21 protein-coding genes are annotated in these 19,759 nt (G+C 41.0%); 3 read left to right on the top strand and 18 right to left on the bottom strand.

Going from position 1 to position 19,759, the window contains the following annotated elements; translation table 11 throughout:
• Positions 1–69 precede the first annotated feature (69 nt).
• The 11 genes from NSQ29_RS11060 to NSQ29_RS11010 all read right to left on the bottom strand — a co-directional run bounded on the left by NSQ29_RS11060 (position 70) and on the right by NSQ29_RS11010 (position 9,201).
• On the bottom strand, positions 70–1,080 hold the full coding sequence (locus tag NSQ29_RS11060; protein WP_341125041.1) for a hypothetical protein: 1,011 nt from the start codon (positions 1,078–1,080) through the stop codon (positions 70–72).
• A 105-nt stretch (positions 1,081–1,185) separates the two neighbouring features.
• Positions 1,186–2,124 carry an alpha/beta fold hydrolase gene (locus NSQ29_RS11055; RefSeq protein WP_341060915.1) on the bottom strand — a complete coding sequence of 313 codons (939 nt, stop codon included), beginning with the start codon at positions 2,122–2,124 and terminating at the stop codon, positions 1,186–1,188.
• 277 nt (positions 2,125–2,401) lie between these two features.
• Entirely contained in the window at positions 2,402–2,626 is a 225-nt protein-coding gene (locus NSQ29_RS11050; protein ID WP_042188496.1) for a DUF896 domain-containing protein, read from the bottom strand.
• A 26-nt stretch (positions 2,627–2,652) separates the two neighbouring features.
• Entirely contained in the window at positions 2,653–3,075 is a 423-nt protein-coding gene (locus NSQ29_RS11045) for a MarR family winged helix-turn-helix transcriptional regulator (RefSeq protein ID WP_341125040.1), read from the bottom strand.
• A gap of 146 nt (positions 3,076–3,221) precedes the next feature.
• Complete coding sequence (locus tag NSQ29_RS11040; protein WP_341125039.1) at positions 3,222–4,319, bottom strand: HAMP domain-containing sensor histidine kinase; 1,098 nt, start codon at positions 4,317–4,319, stop codon at positions 3,222–3,224.
• Positions 4,320–4,402: 83 nt separating this feature from the next.
• A complete protein-coding gene (locus NSQ29_RS11035; RefSeq protein WP_339264906.1) occupies positions 4,403–5,041 on the bottom strand; it encodes an ABC-2 transporter permease in 639 nt (212 codons plus the stop codon).
• A 17-nt stretch (positions 5,042–5,058) separates the two neighbouring features.
• On the bottom strand, positions 5,059–5,694 hold the full coding sequence (locus NSQ29_RS11030) for an ABC-2 transporter permease (protein WP_341125038.1): 636 nt from the start codon (positions 5,692–5,694) through the stop codon (positions 5,059–5,061).
• Positions 5,687–6,556, bottom strand: a complete 870-nt coding sequence (locus NSQ29_RS11025) for an ABC transporter ATP-binding protein (protein ID WP_341125037.1) — start codon at positions 6,554–6,556, stop codon at positions 5,687–5,689. Before NSQ29_RS11025 ends, NSQ29_RS11030 begins: the two co-directional genes overlap by 8 nt.
• Positions 6,553–6,933, bottom strand: coding sequence for a GntR family transcriptional regulator (locus tag NSQ29_RS11020; RefSeq protein ID WP_341125036.1), 381 nt, complete (start codon positions 6,931–6,933; stop codon positions 6,553–6,555). Before NSQ29_RS11020 ends, NSQ29_RS11025 begins: the two co-directional genes overlap by 4 nt.
• Positions 6,934–7,093: 160 nt before the next feature.
• Entirely contained in the window at positions 7,094–7,771 is a 678-nt protein-coding gene (locus tag NSQ29_RS11015; RefSeq protein WP_340974854.1) for a succinylglutamate desuccinylase/aspartoacylase domain-containing protein, read from the bottom strand.
• Between the two features lie 131 nt (positions 7,772–7,902).
• A complete protein-coding gene (locus tag NSQ29_RS11010) occupies positions 7,903–9,201 on the bottom strand; it encodes an alpha-glucosidase/alpha-galactosidase (protein WP_339795957.1) in 1,299 nt (432 codons plus the stop codon).
• Positions 9,202–9,455: 254 nt separating this feature from the next.
• Between NSQ29_RS11010 and NSQ29_RS11005 the strand changes: the two genes are divergently transcribed.
• Positions 9,456–10,319: an AraC family transcriptional regulator gene (locus NSQ29_RS11005; protein ID WP_341125035.1), complete on the top strand. Its 864-nt coding sequence runs from the start codon at positions 9,456–9,458 to the stop codon at positions 10,317–10,319.
• 11 nt (positions 10,320–10,330) lie between these two features.
• Here the strand turns inward: NSQ29_RS11005 and NSQ29_RS11000 are convergent, their stop codons facing one another.
• Both NSQ29_RS11000 and NSQ29_RS10995 read right to left on the bottom strand, forming a co-directional pair.
• Positions 10,331–10,855, bottom strand: coding sequence for a GrpB family protein (locus NSQ29_RS11000; RefSeq protein WP_341125034.1), 525 nt, complete (start codon positions 10,853–10,855; stop codon positions 10,331–10,333).
• Positions 10,852–12,075, bottom strand: coding sequence for an MFS transporter (locus tag NSQ29_RS10995; protein ID WP_076283635.1), 1,224 nt, complete (start codon positions 12,073–12,075; stop codon positions 10,852–10,854). Before NSQ29_RS10995 ends, NSQ29_RS11000 begins: the two co-directional genes overlap by 4 nt.
• A gap of 176 nt (positions 12,076–12,251) precedes the next feature.
• On the opposite strand from NSQ29_RS10995, the gene NSQ29_RS10990 reads away from it, so the two are divergent.
• Together NSQ29_RS10990 and NSQ29_RS10985 are read left to right on the top strand one after the other, a co-directional pair.
• Positions 12,252–13,031, top strand: a complete 780-nt coding sequence (locus tag NSQ29_RS10990; protein WP_341125033.1) for a GNAT family N-acetyltransferase — start codon at positions 12,252–12,254, stop codon at positions 13,029–13,031.
• Positions 13,032–13,055: 24 nt separating this feature from the next.
• The gene (locus NSQ29_RS10985; RefSeq protein WP_042188558.1) at positions 13,056–13,373 is read left to right on the top strand and encodes a DUF4190 domain-containing protein; all 318 of its coding nucleotides are present in this window, start codon (positions 13,056–13,058) and stop codon (positions 13,371–13,373) included.
• Positions 13,374–13,448: 75 nt separating this feature from the next.
• Here the strand turns inward: NSQ29_RS10985 and NSQ29_RS10980 are convergent, their stop codons facing one another.
• The 5 genes from NSQ29_RS10980 to NSQ29_RS10960 form a co-directional block, all read right to left on the bottom strand.
• Positions 13,449–14,633 (bottom strand): response regulator, encoded by a 1,185-nt coding sequence (locus NSQ29_RS10980; protein WP_341125032.1) that lies wholly within the window; start codon positions 14,631–14,633, stop codon positions 13,449–13,451.
• The gene (locus tag NSQ29_RS10975; RefSeq protein ID WP_341125031.1) at positions 14,614–16,395 is read right to left on the bottom strand and encodes a cache domain-containing sensor histidine kinase; all 1,782 of its coding nucleotides are present in this window, start codon (positions 16,393–16,395) and stop codon (positions 14,614–14,616) included. The genes NSQ29_RS10980 and NSQ29_RS10975 overlap by 20 nt, the downstream gene beginning before the upstream one ends.
• Positions 16,396–16,472: 77 nt before the next feature.
• Positions 16,473–17,297, bottom strand: coding sequence for a carbohydrate ABC transporter permease (locus NSQ29_RS10970; RefSeq protein ID WP_042188564.1), 825 nt, complete (start codon positions 17,295–17,297; stop codon positions 16,473–16,475).
• 17 nt (positions 17,298–17,314) lie between these two features.
• The gene (locus tag NSQ29_RS10965) at positions 17,315–18,208 is read right to left on the bottom strand and encodes a carbohydrate ABC transporter permease (protein WP_341125030.1); all 894 of its coding nucleotides are present in this window, start codon (positions 18,206–18,208) and stop codon (positions 17,315–17,317) included.
• Positions 18,209–18,284: 76 nt separating this feature from the next.
• Positions 18,285–19,658: an extracellular solute-binding protein gene (locus NSQ29_RS10960; RefSeq protein WP_340969814.1), complete on the bottom strand. Its 1,374-nt coding sequence runs from the start codon at positions 19,656–19,658 to the stop codon at positions 18,285–18,287.
• Positions 19,659–19,759: the final 101 nt, after the last annotated feature.

Genomic DNA, 19,759 nt, shown 5'->3' with positions numbered 1-19,759 from the left:
CATAAGAAAACGCCGAATGATTCACTATATGAATCGTTCGACGTGTTTGGATAAGGCTATATAAAGTTACTATTCGATATTAAGCTGCTTAACGATCTTCGCCCCCTGTTTGCGTAAGGCATCGTAATCGTATACTTCTTTAATTTCACCTAACTGGCTTTCAATAATAGTTAGATCATTCATTTTAAAATAGTTACTCAAAATCTCGTACGGTGTCATTCCTGGTTTCTTCCCAGGTACATCTTCTATCGCTTCTTTCCATGGTATGTTTGCCTTATCCATCGTTAGCTCCAAAGCAGCCCCAGTTTCATAACGGATACTTCTTTCTAAGAAAGAAGGCGACTCCGCTTGCCCGTTAGCAATAAAATCATACGCTTGCATAAATGTCACATGGTAAGGCTCCTGCTTGGTGGCCAGCACCATTAAATTACCGCCAGTTAACTTACTATAACGATATTCCAAATACCTTGCTGAACCTTCGATAGCCTCTGTCTTCGTCTCGCCAATTAATTGCGGCCATTTATAGTATCTGTAATTTCGTACGACTGTCCAATCATGTAAATACTGTTGAACGAGTTCAGGATTGCTTTCAGCCATTGCTTGATCCAACAGTTTGAACTCGATACCCATCAATGCGTAATTTTCTTCATTTACAGGATAGTTATCGATATACTCAGCGCCATTCGCATCATACGTCCAGACTTTTTGTTTGAAGATATGAAACCCTTCGTGCAATAAAAAAGAAGAAAAATCAAAATACAGCGCGGGATCGCTAAACATTTTGGGATAATACTTAAAATACATTGTTTCCATACCTTTCAGATTTAGCGTTCCAAAATTAGTTGGAAACCATGCTGAGAGGGTTGTCGGTGACAAACGACTGATACGATATACCTTAGGTAAGCCCATCGACTCAGGCAGACTGATCTCTTGAGCAAAAATCCCTTTCTTCATAGGCACATTCACGGATTCAAACGTAGTACGGTAGGTCTTATTTAATAAAATCGATACCGTGCATATTCCAACTATTGCTGCCAATATCGTTAATAGAATGTTTCTTTTTCTATTTCTTTTGCTCATGATTTACCTCGCTGTTTATCTCTTGTTATATGAGTAGTATGATATAAGCTAAAAAAACGTCAAATGATTCACTATATGAATCGTTCGACGTTTTCTTATTCACTCTTATTTTATCTCACTCATGAAGTTTCTGAAGTTCTCCACGATTTCTTTCGATCGGGTATGGTGTAAATAATGATCGCCTTCAAACATCATCATCTTCCCATGTAATGAATCTTTGATCTGTTCTTCGTGTAAAGCTGCCCAGCCCTCAACATCCGAATTATCTTTTACTAAGAAGAACATCACTGGAAGTTCTTTAGGGAACTTTAAGTTTTCTGCGGCTTTGAAGTTGCTTGAGAAATGATCTGCTTCGTTGATGATATTTGGATTCATCATGTTTTTAAGCGAAAGCATTCTATTTTGCTCTTTCGTTTTAGCATCAACATCGGGTGCAATGATTTGATCAGGCGAGAGTTTAACCAGCAATCTGTAGAAACCTGATTGTTTAAGTGATTTTAAGGCTGCTGTTGGAAGTTCATCGCCGGCTCCTTGTGCCGGAACACTGCTGTCGATCCCTACGAATGCACTAACTTCGTTTCTGTATTTGTTTACATAGTCTAGAGCATAAATTCCGGATATGGAGTGTCCCATCAGAATATAACGGTCTATATTTAATTGTTGTAAACTTTCATGTAACTCACTCACTATATTTTCAGTACTTCGTTCTTTTTCGGTGATATCACTTAATCCATAGCCAAATGGCTCAATCACAACCACTTTGTAAAATGGAGATAACTCGTCTACAAGCGGCTTAAAATCAATACCCGGCGCTGCAGTTCCATATCCTGGTAATAACACTACCGTCTCTTCACCACTTCCATGAATCGTGACGTTCATGTTTTTTCCATCTACAGGTACAAGCTGACCATAGGGTTCAATTTTTCCTTTCTCGATTTTGTTGCAGATCACATTAACAGTAAAAACAATGGCTAGAAAAAGCGCTATGGCTATGACTATAACTCCTATTGCTTTCAGTAAAAAGAAAAATGTCTTTTTCATCATGTAATTCCCGCTCCCCACATATTTATATCTTCTCTTCTGTCCATTTCATTCTAACAATCCAGTCTTAGATCCTATGAAACACAAGTTTAAGTGAACCTTAACTTTCAGCATCAGCTAACAAAATCAAATTAAGCTTCCGTTAAGATAACTTTTATAAATATGATTCCACTTTCGTCCATTTGATATCATAAAAAAACACCTTTAGATATTCGCTGATTAGCCCATAAGACCATTCAACGATATTCTAAAGGTGTAAATTTACTTCATTAGCTGAATATTAGTTCAAAGTTTCTTTACGCGATAAACGAATTTTTTCAGGCGTAACATCATTTCCCTCAGGATCTACAATCGTTACTCCCGATAGACTGTTACGAACTTGTCCACGAATTTCACGTAGATAATCTTCACGCAAAGCGATCTGTTCCACCCATTCACTTTTTGTCAGACCTTCTTCACGTTCTTTCCTGGCTAGTTCATTAATACGAGTCAAACTGGTAATCATCTATGTTCCTCTTTTCTAAGTTTTGATTAGCTTGCTAATAAATTACCAACCATCTGTTTCATAAGCCTTCTTAATAATAAACGTTCTTCGGGTAAAATTCCTGTTAATAATTTATCCAATTGCTTATTCCATATACGTTCCACAGGTTCACAAAGATTACGTCCGGCTGGAGTTAGATACACTCGGCTTACTCTGCCATCTTCAGGATCTCTTTTTCGAACAACAAACCCATGACTCTCAAGTGATTTCACCATATTCGTAATAGTTGGAGGCTCACAATTCAGACTTTCGCTTAACTGGATCTGTGTCATTCCATCTGATCTCCATAACCGGCATAATAACTGTTCTTGGCCCACATGAAGATTAAATTCTCTAAGCAATGCTGCATAATCTCTACGCATTTCCGCTGAAATTCTATCCAGTAGTTCTCTTATCTCATTTTCAATCACAGCTTGTTCCCCCGAACCACCTTACAAATTAATTAGCATGCTAATTATATCATGTTTTTAAGAGGATTTCAAAGGTGGACGATTTTTAGATATCACCCACCAACGAATCCTCTTTAGGTTGGTACTTTATCGTATAGAAATGGTCTTCAAGTACTGTTTCTCGGGAGTCTCACTTCAAAGATTGTCCGCACCACACTGCTTTGCGCAGATACGGTTCCATTATGCTGCTCTACTATATTTTTAGTAATAAACAAGCCAAGTCCCGTACTTCCTGTTGGATGTGTTCGTGCACGATCACCCGTGTAAAACATATCAAAAATTCGTGGCAGCTCTTCCGGCTCAATACAATTTCCATAGTTGATTACTTCAACGACTACCTCGTTAGCGTCCAAGTAACCGTGAATATCAATAAATTGACCATCGTTTCCGTATCGGGCCGCATTCGTAAGAAGGTTCTCAAATACACGTGCTAACAATTCCCCGTCACCGTAAATTATCAGATGATGTGTCATATCCATTCTGGAGATTAGACCATTTTTCTCAAAGACTGGATATAATTCTTCATTTAATTGTAAGAGAAGCTCACTGAGATCAATCGAGGATTTCTCAAGCTTAAGCTTGCCATAATTCATTCTTGTAATTTCAAACAGCTCATCGATTAATTTTTCTAAACGTTGAGATTTGGTATAAGCAATCGTCGTGTAATGCCTGGTCTGTTCAGGAGTTAATTGATTATCTTTCAAAATAAAATCCAAATAACCAATAACCGAGGTTAGGGGTGTACGCAAATCATGCGCCAGATTCAACACGAGTTGATCTTTACTGCTCTCGGCAATGTCTCCCCGCTCAATGGCTTCTTGCATATTCTCAATGGCTAGATTGAGATCATGACCAATCATCCCAAATTCATCTTTGGAGGGTATATCTACTCGTTCGGAGAAATCACCTGACGCTAGTTGATGAATCCCCTTTGATATTTCTTTGAAGTATTTTGCATACGGCTTAGTGAATAAGAAGAAAAATAGAATGGCTAGTGGTATAAAGATAATTAAAAATGTATTTACATCTCCAATATCTCTTATTACATAGCGAACTTTGGTTAGTGGATTCTCAAACTTCACCTCAGAGTGATAATATCGCTGGAGCGCCTTATAGATTAAAAAGGTTATCCCACCGGATACTAGCATACTGGCCATCAGTAGCATAATCATTTTTGTACGAAAACTATAAATCATTTTAGGCATTGGATGTATACCCTTCCCCTACAGTATTTATCGTTGTAGTGATAATGGTATATGAATTCAATCTAAATCTCAAATTATTAACATCAGAGATCCTTCTTCTCAAAAATCCGCAAAGAAATGAGATAAGAACAGCTGAGTAAAAACACGTAAGCGAGTCCTAGTATGATATAAGGAATAAAGCTAGACTTCACACCAAAGCTCTGCCAGTTCTCTAATTCAGGAAACCATTGAAGCAAGCTACCAATCACATTCGGACCAACCATTATAATCATCATAAAAACGAGATTAACCACTTGCGTTCCTTTAGCCCCTAGCCAGTAATGAATCGGTAAATAAAGCATAGCGAGGAGCGGGAAAATAGATATCGCAATACCAACCTCTTGCCAGAAATGAGGGGTCACCTCTTTACCTGTCATAATAATCAGGAGATAGGTAAAAGCAGTTGCTGCCAGCCCAACAAGCGCATACGGAAGGATTGAGAAGTATTTAGCGCGGACAAGCTCTTGTCTCCGCACAGGGAGATTAACGAGAAACCGTTGCGTCATCTGCTGAGTATCCATAGAACAGGAGCTAATCAACAACAGCATGGGTGGCATTACCGTAAATAAACTGAAGCTATGATAGTTCGAGTAAGCTATAAAAATAAAGAAAGGGATGAGCAACATCAGAAATTTACGCAAAAGAATGAAGTCTTTTTGAATAAGATACAATGAATGATACACTATAATTCCTCCTTAGCTTATAACTCTTCCCTGCTAAACATTCGTAGTGAAATCTTATATGAGAAGTACAAGATGAATAGATAAACGATCCCTATCAAAGCTGTCTGTACCAGATGATCCTGCAGCTTTAAGTGGGTTATTGTTAAGAAAAAAGATGAATTGTTGAGTGAAGATCCAGCACTTATCGTGGTTATCGTTACAACTACATTAAAAAGGATATTAAAGTGATAGTTCTTGTTACCAAGCCAATAATGAATCGGCAGATAAATAGACGCAGTCAAAGGAATCATAAATAACGTTAAAGATACCCCTATCCAATACACTGGACTAATGGAATATCCAAATGAAAAGGAAATTAGAAACAAAGCTAAAGAGCAAACTAAACCGATGAAACTATAAGGAATCAATGATAAGTATTTAGCCAAGACCATCTCTTGCCGACTTACTGGCAGTCCTAAAACAAACTTTGTGTTGTTATTCTGTGCATCCATTGAACAGGAGTATACGAGCAATAGTAAAGATTGAAATGTAGCAAACATACTGGAGCTATCCAATTGTACATATGCGACAAACAAAATACTCAAGAGAAATAAAGGAATGAAATTCCCCAGGAGAATAAAGTCTTTCCGAATCAACAGCAAGAGATTAGACATACAAAGCGTTTCTCTTTACCGTAAAATACATGATTTCTTCCAGGGTAGGTATTTCGCATATCGCTTGATCTCTAAAATATCGCGCCTCCTCAGAATTGTGGTTAAGAAGCCCCTCAAAACCAAGTGCTGTCTCTTTAATCCCTATGAAACACTTCCGCACATCCCGATCAAGCAACTCCTTGTTGCCTTTTACCAGCATATATTTATTAGGGAGAGATTCTTTCATCTCATTAAAAACTAACCTCCCCTCATTCACAAAAACAATATAATCCGCTATCCGGTCTAAATCAGTCGTGTTATGCGTGGAGAAAAGAATAGATTTCTTCTCATCCTGGATATGATCACTAAGCATATCAAGCAGTTCTCTTCGGAATATGGGATCAAGACCTGCAGTAGGTTCGTCCATGATGAGCAGATCTGCACCGTGTGATAAAGCAATGGCGAGCGAATACTTCATTTTCATCCCTTTAGAGAGTTCTTTAATCTTTTTCCGCGGGGAAAGCTTAAACATCTCTATGTATTTCCTATAAGTCTCTTTATCCCACTGACTATAAAAGGGAGCAATCATCTTACTCATCTGATCGATGGTTAATTGATCGTAAAAGTAGTTCTCATCGGAAACATACCCAATTCGCTCTTTGTACTTTGCATTCTTTACGGTTTTTTCTTTGCCGAAAATCTCGATACTTCCTTGGTCGGGTTGTACCATACCCATCATCATTTTAATTAATGTTGTTTTCCCTGCCCCATTGGGTCCTATTAACCCCGTAATATATCCTTCCTTGATACCGAACGTAAGTTCGCATAGGCTAAAATGGCCATATTTTTTAGATATTTGATTCAATTGAATGACATCGTTCATTCTGTCTCCTCCTCATACAGCAATTTCAACATCTCACTGAACTCAGCAAAATCAATCCCTAACATTTTACTCTCGTCGATAATATCCTTCATTTTGTTCTCCATGATCCGTAACCGTTGTTCACGAATAAACTCCTGATCCGCACCAGAAACAAAGGAGCCTTTTCCCACAATGGAATTGATAAGGCCTTCTCTCTCCAGTTCTTCGTAAGCTCTTTTTGTTGTAATTACGCTAATCTGCAGCTCTTTGGCTAACAATCGAATAGAAGGTAAAGGCGTACCTGAGACTAACTCTCCTTGCAGGATCATCTGGCGGATCTGACTTACAATCTGTGCATAGATGGGTTCACCGGAAGTGTTGGATATCAATATGTTCATGAACTCGTGCCCTCACTCCTAGTTTATGTGTATTCAATGTATATATGTAATATATACACTATACCCATTGTTGTCAATGATCTTTCAAATTCACACAAAACAAGCCGATTCCTATGAACTCAGGGTCAGCTTGCTTGGCATACAGCATATCTAATCATCATCACATCAATCCAGCACTTCTTAAAAAGCGACTAACAATGTCTATCTGATAGCGAATACGAAGGTCACGATCAAGACTCCAGCATGTTTCCACAGTAAATGCCTTCGCTCCTATGATGCGGGAGACGGCTGAACGTGACGAGCCGGGGCGCTCTCGTAAACGGATATTAAAATGATAAGAAGTATTAGCGATTGTACGATTAATGTCTTTTATGAGACGTCTTGCCGTAACCGTACCTTGGCTCCCCGGCTTAATAATAATAGACTGACCGAGGCGTTTCGGATTTCTTTGAGACAAACCGTTCGCTTCATGGAGATCAAGGTACCAGGTGGGGCGATAACGCCGTACTAATTGAAGCAAGGCTACGGATAACGGATGTTTGGCAGATCCATTCCGAGTACGCGGAAACGTTCGGTTCAAATCGGGCACGCCCCGAATTCGTTTGCGATAAGCTTTTTGATTCATGAGGGGAACAATAATAAGCGTACCACGGTAAATATATAGTTCTCCTTGTCTTAAGTGATTCACGATGTTTTTCGCCGCACGAATGCTTGCCGTTTCATTTCCGTGTATGCCGGACACCACCATAAACACAGGACCAGGGAGCCCGCCACTGATCACGTAATAAGGGGTGGCATGGGATGTGGACGATGCTAAGGTATAGTTCTCAATGATCATCATGCTTCACCTCCGCATTTAGGTGTCCATATATGTGTATTCCGTAGGACCCCAGTTGTCCTAGACAGATATATGCAAAAAAAGCCTGATTTCTCAGGCTTTAGATTTTAAAAATTTTAGAAATATGCAATTTATTTATACGCGGGCAACCAGTCTCCATGGGCCGTGATCAGCTCATCACACATATTCGTAATGTCATCCATCGACAGTTCGGCGGCAGTGTGCGGATCGAGCATAGCTGCGTGATAAATATGCTCTCTCTTATGAGTAATCGCTGCTTCGATTGTTAACAATTGTGTATTAATGTTCGTACGATTCAGTGCGGCACACTGCGGAGGCAGATCTCCCACGAAGGTTGGAGTGACACCACTGCGGTCTACAAGGCACGGAACTTCTACACATGCTTCTTTCGGAAGATTGGTGATAAGACCTGTATTCATAACATTACCACCAATTTTGAAAGGTACATTCGTTTCGATGGCTTCCATAATGTAGGACGCATATTCATGCGAACGTTCATGTACAAGCTCTTTGTTATTTACTAATTCTTCACGCATCTTCTGCCACCGTTCAATTTGTTCTACACAGCGGCGTGGGTACTCGTCGAGTGGAATTTGAAAGCGTTCGATGAGCTCAGGATAATTACGTTTGATAAAATAAGGATGATACTCTGCGTTATGTTCTGAAGACTCCGTAATATAGTAACCAAATTTAAGCATCATTTCATAACGAACCATATCCCCGTGATGCTCTTTCTGCTTATCGGCAGCGCGGCGTTTGATTTCCGGATATAAGTCCTCTCCGTCCTTCGTAACCTCGAGTAGCCAAGCCATATGGTTAATCCCTGCAATCTTAGCCTGTACACCCTTCTGATCCATTCCCAGATGCTCGAATAAGCCTGGAATACAATGCTGTACGCTATGACATAATCCAACAGTCTTCACACCACCATAAGTGTTCATCACATTGGTCAATACTGCCATTGGATTCGTATAATTCATGAACAGAGCATCTGGACAAACCTCTCTCACATCTGCCGCAAAATCAAGCATGACAGGAATCGTGCGTAAGTTGCGGAAAATGCCACCGATACCAACCGTGTCCGCAATCGTTTGACGCAAGCCATATTTCTTCGGAATTTCAAAGTCTGTAATGGTACAAGGATCGTAACCCCCGACCTGAATCGCATTAATCACATATTTAGCTCCGCGCAAAGCTTCCTTACGATCCGTATAGGATTTCACGATACAAGTACTGCCACTACTTGCTTTTATATTACTCAGCATATTCTCGGAATCTTTTAGGCGCTGAAGATCAATATCATATAGGGCAAGCTCAAAGCCTTGAAGGGCTGGAGTTCTCATGCAATCTCCTAAAACATTCTTTGCAAATACAGTACTACCCGCTCCGATAAATGTAATTTTGGACATATGAAATATTCCTCCTTAAGTAGTGAGTTCTACGGTCTCGACATCGCTAGCCACTCAGAAAACCTCAATGAATTCCCCTTATAAACACTAGAATGTCAGAGGATATCCGTCTCTCTCTTCACTATTCACTATAAATGAGAGCGGTCTCAATGAGTATGGAGAAATACAATTCATATATGGATGTTTGTTGCATTTTAGTGATATGTCCTATAATCTAATTGTAATTCAAATCATGTATAGGAGGTCAGAAGCAAATGGCTTCAGAGCATTATCATTTCTCAGCAGGGCTTAATCTTGCTCCAGATGAACCCGACCTGACTGTATTGTTCAGCGGTGAAGGCAAACCGGTTCCTGGACATAAAATGGGGCCATCTGTTCACGATTACTACCTTATACATACCGTAATAGATGGAAAAGGCATATTTCAGAGTGGAAGTAACTCTCAGGTATGTGGTACAGGAGATACCTTTGTTATTTTCCCAGGGGTATTATTCAGCTATCAGGCAGACATGGAACAGCCTTGGACTTATGTATGGGTGGCCTTGCAAGGGGAAGCCGTTCAACAGCTATTTAAAGAAGTGGGGATTACACCGGACAAGCCGATAATACACTTAGATAACCTTGTAGAGATACATAACTTGTATGAGCATATTCGTTTTTCCTTTCAGCAGTCTGCTTATCCAAGGTTGGAAAGTTTGGAGGCTTCTGGGTGGCTGCGCCTTCTGGTGCACAAATTCGGTCTTGCGAACATAAGTTCGCTAACCCCTAAATCCGCACAATTACCGGATGTTATCGACCGCCAGATCAATCAAGCGATCCGCTGGATCTCTCTCCAATTTCATCAACAGATCAGTATCGACCATATGGCATCCTCTCTTGGTTATCATAGGGCACACCTCTCTAAGGCCTTTAAGCAAAAGATCGGAATGTCACCCAAGCAATATTTGTTAAAGGTTCGCATGGATAAAGCAAAGGAACTGCTTGAAGGAACGCTCACCATCGACCAGGTATCCTCTTCGGTCGGTTTCAATGATGCGTTATATTTCTCCAAGCAGTTCCGTAAGTGGAGCGGTATGTCCCCCAGTGAATATCGAAGCCATCTTCGATCTGGCATATGATTGCTTATGGGTTATTTCATGGCTTTTGATAAAATCGAGGTGACAAACGCTGTCTTTCCTTCACAGTAAGCATCCATATCGTAGCGATGTTGTTCCGCCAAATGCTGTTTGACTTCTGCATATGCTTGACGTGCTTCCGCATTTGAACGGAGATAGTCTCTAAAAGCGATATGCTCCAAATACCCTTTTCCATCCTTAGGGCATACATACAGATGATATTTCATGAATTCGTCCGCTTGAGGTCTTTTGAAGGCTTCCCTGCCCTCGATTCCCAAGTTCCCTTGATGTTCATAACCATGCTGTTGTAAACGTTCTATGATTTGTGGGAGTACATCGTAGCTATCCATTACAAGATCAAGATCTATGATGGGTTTAGCAGCGAGTCCTTCAATGGAAGTACTCCCCACATGCTCTATCGTAATAATGAGGTCGCCAACATAAGATAATAACTGTTCTCTTATTCTATCGAATTCTACCTTCCACTCTGGATCATAAGGGACAACTTCTACGACTTTCGTCTTCTGAGCGATGCTCATGCACCTCCTGCGTTGAATGTCTTCTTCTCAATTCCTCTATAGACTATCCATATGCATATAGCGGCCACAATTAGCATTCCACCCATCAGACAGACGCCATTCCAGCCCCAATGCTGCCATGCAAAGCTTCCAAGTGTTGATCCAATAGCTCCACCTGTAAAAGTGCTAACCATAAACACCGTATTTATTCGGCTGCGCGCCGCCGGCTCAAGTGCATAGATTCGTGTTTGGTTACTAACCTGTGACCCTTGTACTCCAAGATCCAGGATAATAACACCGGCAATCAGGCTCCAAATTGTAAATCCAGCTAAACCGAAGAATCCATAAGCAATCAATGTCAGCAATAGTAGTATACCTACTATCTTTTTCGGTGCGATCCTATCAGCTAACCTACCGATAAATGGAGCGCCCGCAGCACCTGCTACACCGATCAATCCAAACAAGCCTGTGATAGAGCTACTATAGTGGTAAGGTTCACCTTCTAGAAAGAAAGCCAGTGAAGTCCAGAACACGCTGAAGCCACCAAACATACAAGCACCAATCAATGATGCTTCACGAAGCGTCGAATATCTGCGAATCAAATTCCCCATTGATTTCAGTAGATCTGAATAGGATGAATTATTTTCTGGTTTCGTCTTTGGAATTAGTTGGTATAAGATAAGGGATAACAATAGCATTATAGCTGCGGCAATCCAGTACATGGCTCTCCAGCCGAACATATCTCCTATAATTCCGGATATTGTTCTTGCCAGCAAAATACCAAAAAATAGCCCGCTCATTACGGTTCCAATAACCTTACCTCTTTCTTCTGGCAAAGCGAGCTCCGCCGAGAGAGGAATGATGACCTGCGGCACGACCGTAGTTATGCCAATAGCAAAACTGGCGATATACATCCAAATAAGGTTCTGAGCTGTAGCGAAACCAACAAGTGATAGTGATACAGCAATAAGAAGTCCGGATATTAGTGTTCTTCGTTCACGGATGTCGCCCAACGGAACAAAGAATAACATCCCAAGCGCATAACCGATCTGAGTAAGCATCGATACATATCCTACTGCGTTAGAGGATGCATGGAATGTTCGTCCTATATCAGCCAAAAGGGGCTGATTGTAATACATATTTGCGACGCTTAAACCTGATGCAATGGCTAATATAAGTATAAATTGTTTAGTTAGGCCTCCTCCTACACGAACTGCAGCGGGTGTGATAGATTGTGTCATGAAATTCTGTGCCTCCGATTACGTATGCTGCATCAAACAGCAAGCTTTATTTTCCTAATACATTATAGCAGTCACTGTCAAGCTGACGTATTTCTGCGATATAATAATTATCCTAAATACAATGATCTGCATAAGTGCAATTTATATTGAAATATATTGAGCGGGGAGTAAATAACATGCACCAGAATGACCGAATTATGACCAGATTGCGCAAAGAACCGTTAAAGAATGTCAGTTTATTAAAAATGCTAACCTCATTCCATGAAGTCATGGAGTCTCATCTTGTGGAGCAAGGAAATCAATGGGGTGTTTTATTGCTTCTTCCTGCTTCAGCGTACGCATATGATCATAGAGTATATCCTCAAGCGGATTACATCGTATTTATGGATTACAGCAGCCCAGATGTATTTCCGGCTCTGTTTCAATTGTTGCCTCCACAAGCAAAAATTGTTTTTAAACTGCAAGACGTGAACTATAAAGAGGCATTATCATCACATTTTTCAATGGAGAAAGTCCGGGGGTTCTACTCATACAGTACAGCTGAGGGACAAATCTTTCCGAAGGACGAAGATGTTGTTATCAGTCATGTGGTTGACGACAGTTTAATTCCGCTGTGGGCCGCTAATCATTACACGAAAGACGAAATAGTAGACTATTTTCAAAACGGGGCTTTTTCCGTGTCAATTTTCCTAGACGACAATCCGGTCAGTACCTGCTTAGCGTTCCGCAATGAAGAAACCATCTGGGAAATCGGCGCTGTACATACTTTAGAATCCTCTCAAAGAAACGGATATGCGAAAAAGGTGGTCCAAACCGCCATACAAGAAACGTTAGAACGAGGGTTTATTCCACGCTATCATGTGCTTGAAACAAATCAAGCTTCCATTAGACTAGCTGAATCTATTGGACTCGTTCCTTGTGTACAGCTTGAACACTGGATTAACTACAGCCAATAACACGTTTGATAGGAGGTGATATGCATGAGTTATGGGCCAAACGAGAATCAAAACTATTATCCTCCCCCGCCTCCACCAACACCGATGAATGGCAAGTCAATTGCTGGTTTCGTCTTAGGAGTGCTTTCCATAATTGTTCCTTATATCGGATTTTTGTTAGGGATTGTAGCGGTTATTCTGTCTGCCCTATCCCTTAAAGAAATACGGATTCGGTATGAGCAAGGTAGAGGCTTAGCTATTGCGGGTCTGGTATGCGGGATTGTCGGCACTCTACTTTACGCCATATTAATTTTATTTTTTATTATTTTTATATACGCAGCAGCAAGTTACACCCCCTACTGATCCACACACAAAAAAGGATCTCTATAGCCAACCTAATGGCTGCAGAGATCCTTTTTCCTTTCCTATGAACAGAATTCAGTAGGTTCCGTTGTTAAGCTGCTGACGATACTCCGTAGGAGTTACGAGGAACCGCTTGCGGAACATCTGTGTAAAATGTCGCATGTCCTGATATCCAATACGTTCGGCGATTTCTGCCACCTTAAGCTTCGAGTTTACTAGCAGCAGCTTCGCTTGCTCCAATCGTAAGGATGTCACATATTCTTTATAGCCTTGACCCGTCTTCTGTTTAAATAATTGACTGAAGTAGACCGGATTCAGAAATACAACGGAAGCAATCTTTTCCAAAGTAAGGTCTTCGAAATAGTGTTCCTTTACATACTGCAATGCGATGTCGATGGCTTTTTCGCCACTACCTTTCGCTGGCGTTAAATCCAATACTTGCGAATTCACTGCCTCTCTTAAGCTCGTTACGATCTGAGGGACAGTATTTATATCGTAGCTAAGTCCGGAATGGATCATTTGGAAAGGTGTTTTTAAATATTGCTTCAAATAGGTCCGCCCATCTTCCAGAAAAGATTCTAATCGTGCTTCTTCTCTTAAGGTGATTAATCCCAGCAGACTCTGGCGGTCATAGCTGACCACAAAACCGCTCCCGTCACGCTCTATCAGCTCAGTTAACACATTCTCTACAATAAAATGTTCTATCCGGATGTTTTTATCACCCGCCTCCATTTGTAGCAAAATCAAATAGAAACATTGATGGTCTTCTATTAATTGGCTGATGTCTAAATTACCGAGATTAAAACCAGAAGCGAGCCTCTGAAATACACCTTCTCTTAAATATTTCAGACTTGACTTTAGCCGGTCTTCATCTTTTATGAACTTATGATCCTGCTCTATTTCTAGCACCAAGTCACTGATGATCTCAAGTAGCTTGCTTTTACCGATCGGCTTTAGTAGATAATCTCTCGCTCCAAGACGAACTGCCTCCTGCGCGTAGGCAAACTCACTGTGTGCAGAGATGACCACCCATTTGACATAAGGATACCGCCGCTTAGAAATCCTCATGAACTCTAGACCATTCATACCGGGCATAAGAATATCTGTTAAGACGATATGGATGGACTGTTCCTCCATAATCTTGACAGCTTCTTCTGTCGACGCAGCAACATGTACACAATAATCTGGGTAGATACTTCTTATAGTGCGCTTAATGCCTTCTCGGATCACCCGTTCATCATCAGCTATGAGAATGTTCACGACTAAGCTCTCCTTCCTGCGGAATCGGCAGCATGATAGCAACCTCGGTTCCTTCTCCAGGTAAGCTTCGAATCACAAGACCATAGGATTCTCCGAACATATGCTGGAGCCGCCGATGCAGATTTTGAAGACCGATCCCCATTTTTCCATTTTCTTTCGTTGTTGGTCGATCCAAGGATTCCACCAGCGCATTCAGCTTCTCTGCATCCATACCTTTGCCATTATCTTGAACGACGATGTTCAGCACTCCAGTTTCTTCAAGTATACTCACCTTCAGAATACCTTGACGATCGAGCGATTCCAAGCCATGTTTTACAGCATTTTCAATGACCGGTTGTACAGTCATCTTGGGAAGGCGAACTTCAAGCCATCGTTCATCTATATTTATCTCAATCCGTAGACGACCTTCCAGCCGGATAGAAATAATATTTAGATAGTGCCCGATTTGTTCCAGTTCTTCTCGTAGCGTGACTTCTACGTCAACTTCCCAATGACTGCTGTACCGGAACATCGAAGATAGCGAGAGAACAAGTTCACCTAGTTGCTCATTCCCTTCCTCATCCAGCATCCAATAAATCATATCCAGAGTATTGTATAGAAAATGTGGGTTCACTTGAGATTGTAAGGCATGAAGCTCAGCATTCTTCTCACTGACGGAAGAAAGTTTTACCCGCTCGATTAGTTCTTCGATCCGGCGAACCATCCGATTAAACGAAGCAACAAGAATATTAATCTCTTGATAAGATGAAACATTCACCATTCCCCGAAAATTACCGATCTCCACTTGCTTCATCTCTCGAATCACCTTTTTAAGCGGCAAAGAAATCGTTCGTGAAACAATAGAAGCTATCAAAGTAGAGACGAGAACAAGAATCGAAAATACAATGAACAGATACCGTTTCATCTCTACCAGCTCTACATTTAAATCGCGATTAGGTGTGATACTAAGCACCCACCAACCAGAGAAGGACAGTTTAGAAGCGACAAGCAGACGGTTGGCTGTCTGTTCGACCACAACATTCTGGGAGTTCTGCAAAGACGGTAGCTGAGTTAAATCAGGTTCCTGATCTTCAGCAGAGGATACGAATCGTCCATCCTGCGACATTAAATACACCTGGCTATGCTCACCCAGCTTCACATTATCCAGCGCATCCAGAACAGGCTTCGGATTCGTCTCGTACAGAACAATGCCAATCGGTTTGTGTTCATTGAGATCGTAAATCTGACGGCCGAAGGCAAACACAGGGCTATCCTCCACTTGATCGATAAGAGAATGTTCATAGACGCCGAGCCAGACCATTTTACCGGAGGAAGCTTGCAGCTGGTGGTACCAATCTTCCTTCATATATTCGGGATCAACCACATTCATATAGTTTCCGTAATTATAGATCTTACCTTTATCTGTAATGACATGAATACCTACGAGATCATCCCGAGAATAAAATATAGCTCCTAAAATATTGGTAATTGTCTGTTCATTGATGTAAGCTACCGCGGGCTCTGTGCTTGTCTCATTAATCAAACGTATCAATTCAAAGTTATTGCTGAGTGATTTAGAGAGACTATCATACCCTTTGTACAGTAAGCTGAATAGATCCGCCGTCTGAGCGACATTCTTCTGCGACAAATCACTTATTTTCTCATGAAACTGTACGGTTGTCCGGTTGTAATAGAGCAGACTCACAATTAATAGAATGCTAGACATACAAAAAAGAAACAGCAAAAACAATCGATGGTGGATGGAATGAAAGCTGTTTCTCAAAAAGGCTTCCCTCCTCAAACTCATCTGTCCTGCTGCTTCTTCATTATAATTCCATTATTGTAATTTGCAATATAGATTTATCCTTTTACTGCACCCGCCACCATTCCTTTTGTAATCTGATTGGATAAGAAGAAATAGATTAAAATGACGGGTAACGCACCCATCACTAGAAATGCGCCGATATTCCCATAGTTTACAGAATACTGACTAACGAATGTGTACACGCCAAAGGGCAAGGTCTTCAATTTCTCGGAAGAAATGAAGGTGGCCGCTAAGATATACTCATTCCAAATGTTGATGAACGTTAGAATACACACAGTCATTACCGGTGGTACGGACACAGGAAGAATGATCGTGCGGAAGATCCGATATACGCTCGCCCCATCAATAAAGGCTGATTCTTCGATTTCATGCGGAATGCTCTTCATAAAGCCACTTAATATGAACACCGCTATTGGGGTTGAAAAAGCTACATAAGGCAATATGAGCGATAAGTGTGTATTCAGAATATGCATATTTTTGAAAATGATCATCAGCGGAAGCAAGGTGGCCTGCATGGGGATCATCATCCCCATTAAGAAGATCGTCATGACCAAGTTGCCGTAACGCCAACGGAACCGTGAGATCGCGTAAGCTACCATCGAACTAAGCAGGATGACGAAGATCATTGTTACACCGGTAACCACTACACTGTTAGATAAATACTTTAGATAGCTACCCGACTTATAAGCCTCGCTATAGTTATGCCACTGAAATACTTTAGGAAATGAGAAAAAACTTCCTCCCAAAATCTCTTCGTTGGTCTTCAAGGAATAGAGCATTAGCCATAGCAGAGGATATAGCTGGGTAACGACAGGAATCGCAAAGAGAAGATACACGAGTCCTTTCTTGACATTCCGCATGATCGCGCACTCCTTTGCTAACTGAATTTTTTCTCAAGCTTATTAAAGATAGTATTAATGCTAGCAGTAAACACAAGGCACAGTATGACCAAGAACGAAGCGATAGCACTACCATATCCATATTTAAAGGATAAGAAAGAACTGTTGTACATATGTGTGGAAATAACATCTGTAGCATGAGCGGGTCCACCGGCTGTCATGACCATAACGAGATCAAAAGCCTGCAAAGATCCTATAAAGGCGAGTACGATAGATATTTTAAAGATTGGAATAATCAGCGGAAAAGTAATATATCGATCGGCTTTGAATCCGTCAGCCCCATCAATCTTTGCCGCTTCATACAGCTCATCCGGGATATTCTGAACACCGGTATATTGAATCAGCAAATGGTAGCCAAAATATTGCCAAAGAGATACTGCATAAAGCGCAAACATCGCAATTTTAGGTTCTGTGATCCAATTGTGAGTCCAGCTATCCAGCCCAAGAGAGATCAGGACGCCATTCAACATCCCGCCCATGGAGACAGGGTCATAGATCGTTTTCCAGAGCTGCCCAATGATAACCACCGACAAAATAACCGGCGTAAAGTAAATAGAAACTAAAGTGTTTCCTTTTCTCACGTACCGATTTAGCAGGATAGCCATCAATAAACAAAATGGAATTTCCACCATGGAAGCCACAGCATAGAGTAACGTTCTCTTTACAGATGGCCAAAACACTGGATCATGAAAAAACATCTCTTTGAAATTATCAAGTCCAGCAAATGTTTTCGTAGTCGTAATTCCGTCCCATTGCAGCAATCCTGTATAAAAGGATACTAGTATAGGAGCAAACACCAAGCACACATACAAAAGCAGGCAAGGTAACACGAAGACGGCGATTGTGCGCGCTGGAACCTTTAGTACCTTCATTATTTCCGCCCCCTAGAATGTAAACACGATGCGAAGAAGCGTTTAAGCACCCTCGCATCGCGTTTTCAAAACCTTCTTATTTATTAGCTTCAAATGCGGTTTGATGTTCTTTAGCTACTTGAGCGGAATCCACTTTTTGAACAAAAAGATTTTGGATACTGCTTAGATGGACTTGTGCGGTAGCTGGGTTCATGGTGTTGTCAAAGGCCAAGTCGCCACCTTTAACCTGATTGAACAATCCTGAAATGTTGATCGCCAGATCAGAATATCCTGCGCCTTTCAGGTCTCCATCCACTTTTTGACCAATCCCTACAGCATTTTTAAGTTCAAATTGTTTTTTAGGAAGATTCAGTGTGAAGAAATTCAAGAAATCTTTCGTTTCTTGTAAATGCTCACTGTTTGCAGAAATCGCAAAGGCGCTACCTGGTGCGAGCATGAATTCATTTGGATCCCCTTTACCATTAACACTTGGGAATTGAAAGGCTCCTGCTTTACCAGCAACTGAGGATGCGTCAATTGCACCCGTTTCCCATGAACCGATAACCCACATAGCGGCTTTACCGGATTTGAAGATATTACCACCTGCATTAGCATCGATGGAAGTTGCTCCATCTGGGAATGCACCTGCTTGCACGAGGTCTTGGAAACGATCTACAGCTTCTATGAAAGCAGGATCTTCAAATGTTTTTTTGCCATCAAGTACGTCTTGAAGGAAACCAGGGCCTCCATTGGTGCGAAGCAGGATATTCATGAACAAGAATGAACCCGTCCAGGAATCTTTTTCACCGATCGCGATTGGCGTAATGCCTTTTGCTTTCAAGGTTTTTACATCTTGGAGTAATTCATCGAATGTTTTAGGAGTGTCTGCGATGCCCGCTTGCTCGAAGAGTTCTTTATTATAGTAGACTACCTCGATGTTATTACCATCTGGCAGCGCATAAACATTACCATCGAAGCTGTAGTAATCAAGTAGACCGGATTGATAAGTGTCTTTCAGTCCATTTTGATCCAGCATGTCATTCAGAGGAGCAAACAGCTTTGCATCAACGAAAGGTTTCATTTGTGCAGCCGGGTTAACAATCGTAATATCAGGGATTTCTTTGGAAGCGGCTTGTGTTTTCAATTTGACCTTTTGCTGGTCCGTATTTAAAGTATCCAGTTCGATGTGAATGTTAGGGTTTTCTTTTTCATATTGGTCAACTAATTCATGAAGCATCTTATAAGAAGGTGTTGCTGGATCCGGGTAAATATTTTGAAAAGTAATCGTGACCTTCTTACCGCTTTCGGTTTTTGTAGTTCCGGCATCTGGAGCATTCGTAGCTGTATTTCCTTTCGACTCTGTAGCGCCTTTACTCTCGTTGTTGTTTGAATTTCCACACGCTGCCATACTTAAAACCAAAGCTGCTGATAACGCAATTGTTGAAGTTGCCTTCATTTTTTTGCTGACCATTGTTTGACGCCCCCTATTTTCGTTATAGGCTTATTATTGTACTGTTAAGCGCTTTCAACAAGGTGTCAAATTTAAGATATATGGTTTGTTTTTTCTAGAAA

The organism is Paenibacillus sp. FSL F4-0236 (assembly GCF_038000135.1).
Lineage (GTDB): Bacteria > Bacillota > Bacilli > Paenibacillales > Paenibacillaceae > Paenibacillus_AQ.
The sequence above is the reverse complement of the archived record's forward strand: the minus strand, read 5'-3'. Positions and strand labels throughout refer to the sequence as shown.

Coding starts and splice junctions, on each gene's coding strand:
- NSQ29_RS11025 (WP_341125037.1), bottom strand. CDS start 6,556: ATGAACGATGTCATTCAATTGAATCAAATATCTAAAAAATATGGCCAT.
- NSQ29_RS10990 (WP_341125033.1), top strand. CDS start 12,252: ATGCACCAGAATGACCGAATTATGACCAGATTGCGCAAAGAACCGTTA.
- NSQ29_RS10965 (WP_341125030.1), bottom strand. CDS start 18,208: ATGAAGGTACTAAAGGTTCCAGCGCGCACAATCGCCGTCTTCGTGTTA.
- NSQ29_RS11005 (WP_341125035.1), top strand. CDS start 9,456: ATGGCTTCAGAGCATTATCATTTCTCAGCAGGGCTTAATCTTGCTCCA.
- NSQ29_RS10970 (WP_042188564.1), bottom strand. CDS start 17,297: ATGCGGAATGTCAAGAAAGGACTCGTGTATCTTCTCTTTGCGATTCCT.
- NSQ29_RS11015 (WP_340974854.1), bottom strand. CDS start 7,771: ATGATCATTGAGAACTATACCTTAGCATCGTCCACATCCCATGCCACC.
- NSQ29_RS10960 (WP_340969814.1), bottom strand. CDS start 19,658: ATGGTCAGCAAAAAAATGAAGGCAACTTCAACAATTGCGTTATCAGCA.
- NSQ29_RS11050 (WP_042188496.1), bottom strand. CDS start 2,626: ATGATTACCAGTTTGACTCGTATTAATGAACTAGCCAGGAAAGAACGT.
- NSQ29_RS11040 (WP_341125039.1), bottom strand. CDS start 4,319: ATGCCTAAAATGATTTATAGTTTTCGTACAAAAATGATTATGCTACTG.
- NSQ29_RS10985 (WP_042188558.1), top strand. CDS start 13,056: ATGAGTTATGGGCCAAACGAGAATCAAAACTATTATCCTCCCCCGCCT.
- NSQ29_RS11055 (WP_341060915.1), bottom strand. CDS start 2,124: ATGATGAAAAAGACATTTTTCTTTTTACTGAAAGCAATAGGAGTTATA.
- NSQ29_RS10995 (WP_076283635.1), bottom strand. CDS start 12,075: ATGACACAATCTATCACACCCGCTGCAGTTCGTGTAGGAGGAGGCCTA.
- NSQ29_RS11000 (WP_341125034.1), bottom strand. CDS start 10,855: ATGAGCATCGCTCAGAAGACGAAAGTCGTAGAAGTTGTCCCTTATGAT.
- NSQ29_RS11020 (WP_341125036.1), bottom strand. CDS start 6,933: ATGAACATATTGATATCCAACACTTCCGGTGAACCCATCTATGCACAG.
- NSQ29_RS11010 (WP_339795957.1), bottom strand. CDS start 9,201: ATGTCCAAAATTACATTTATCGGAGCGGGTAGTACTGTATTTGCAAAG.
- NSQ29_RS11030 (WP_341125038.1), bottom strand. CDS start 5,694: ATGTCTAATCTCTTGCTGTTGATTCGGAAAGACTTTATTCTCCTGGGG.
- NSQ29_RS11060 (WP_341125041.1), bottom strand. CDS start 1,080: ATGAGCAAAAGAAATAGAAAAAGAAACATTCTATTAACGATATTGGCA.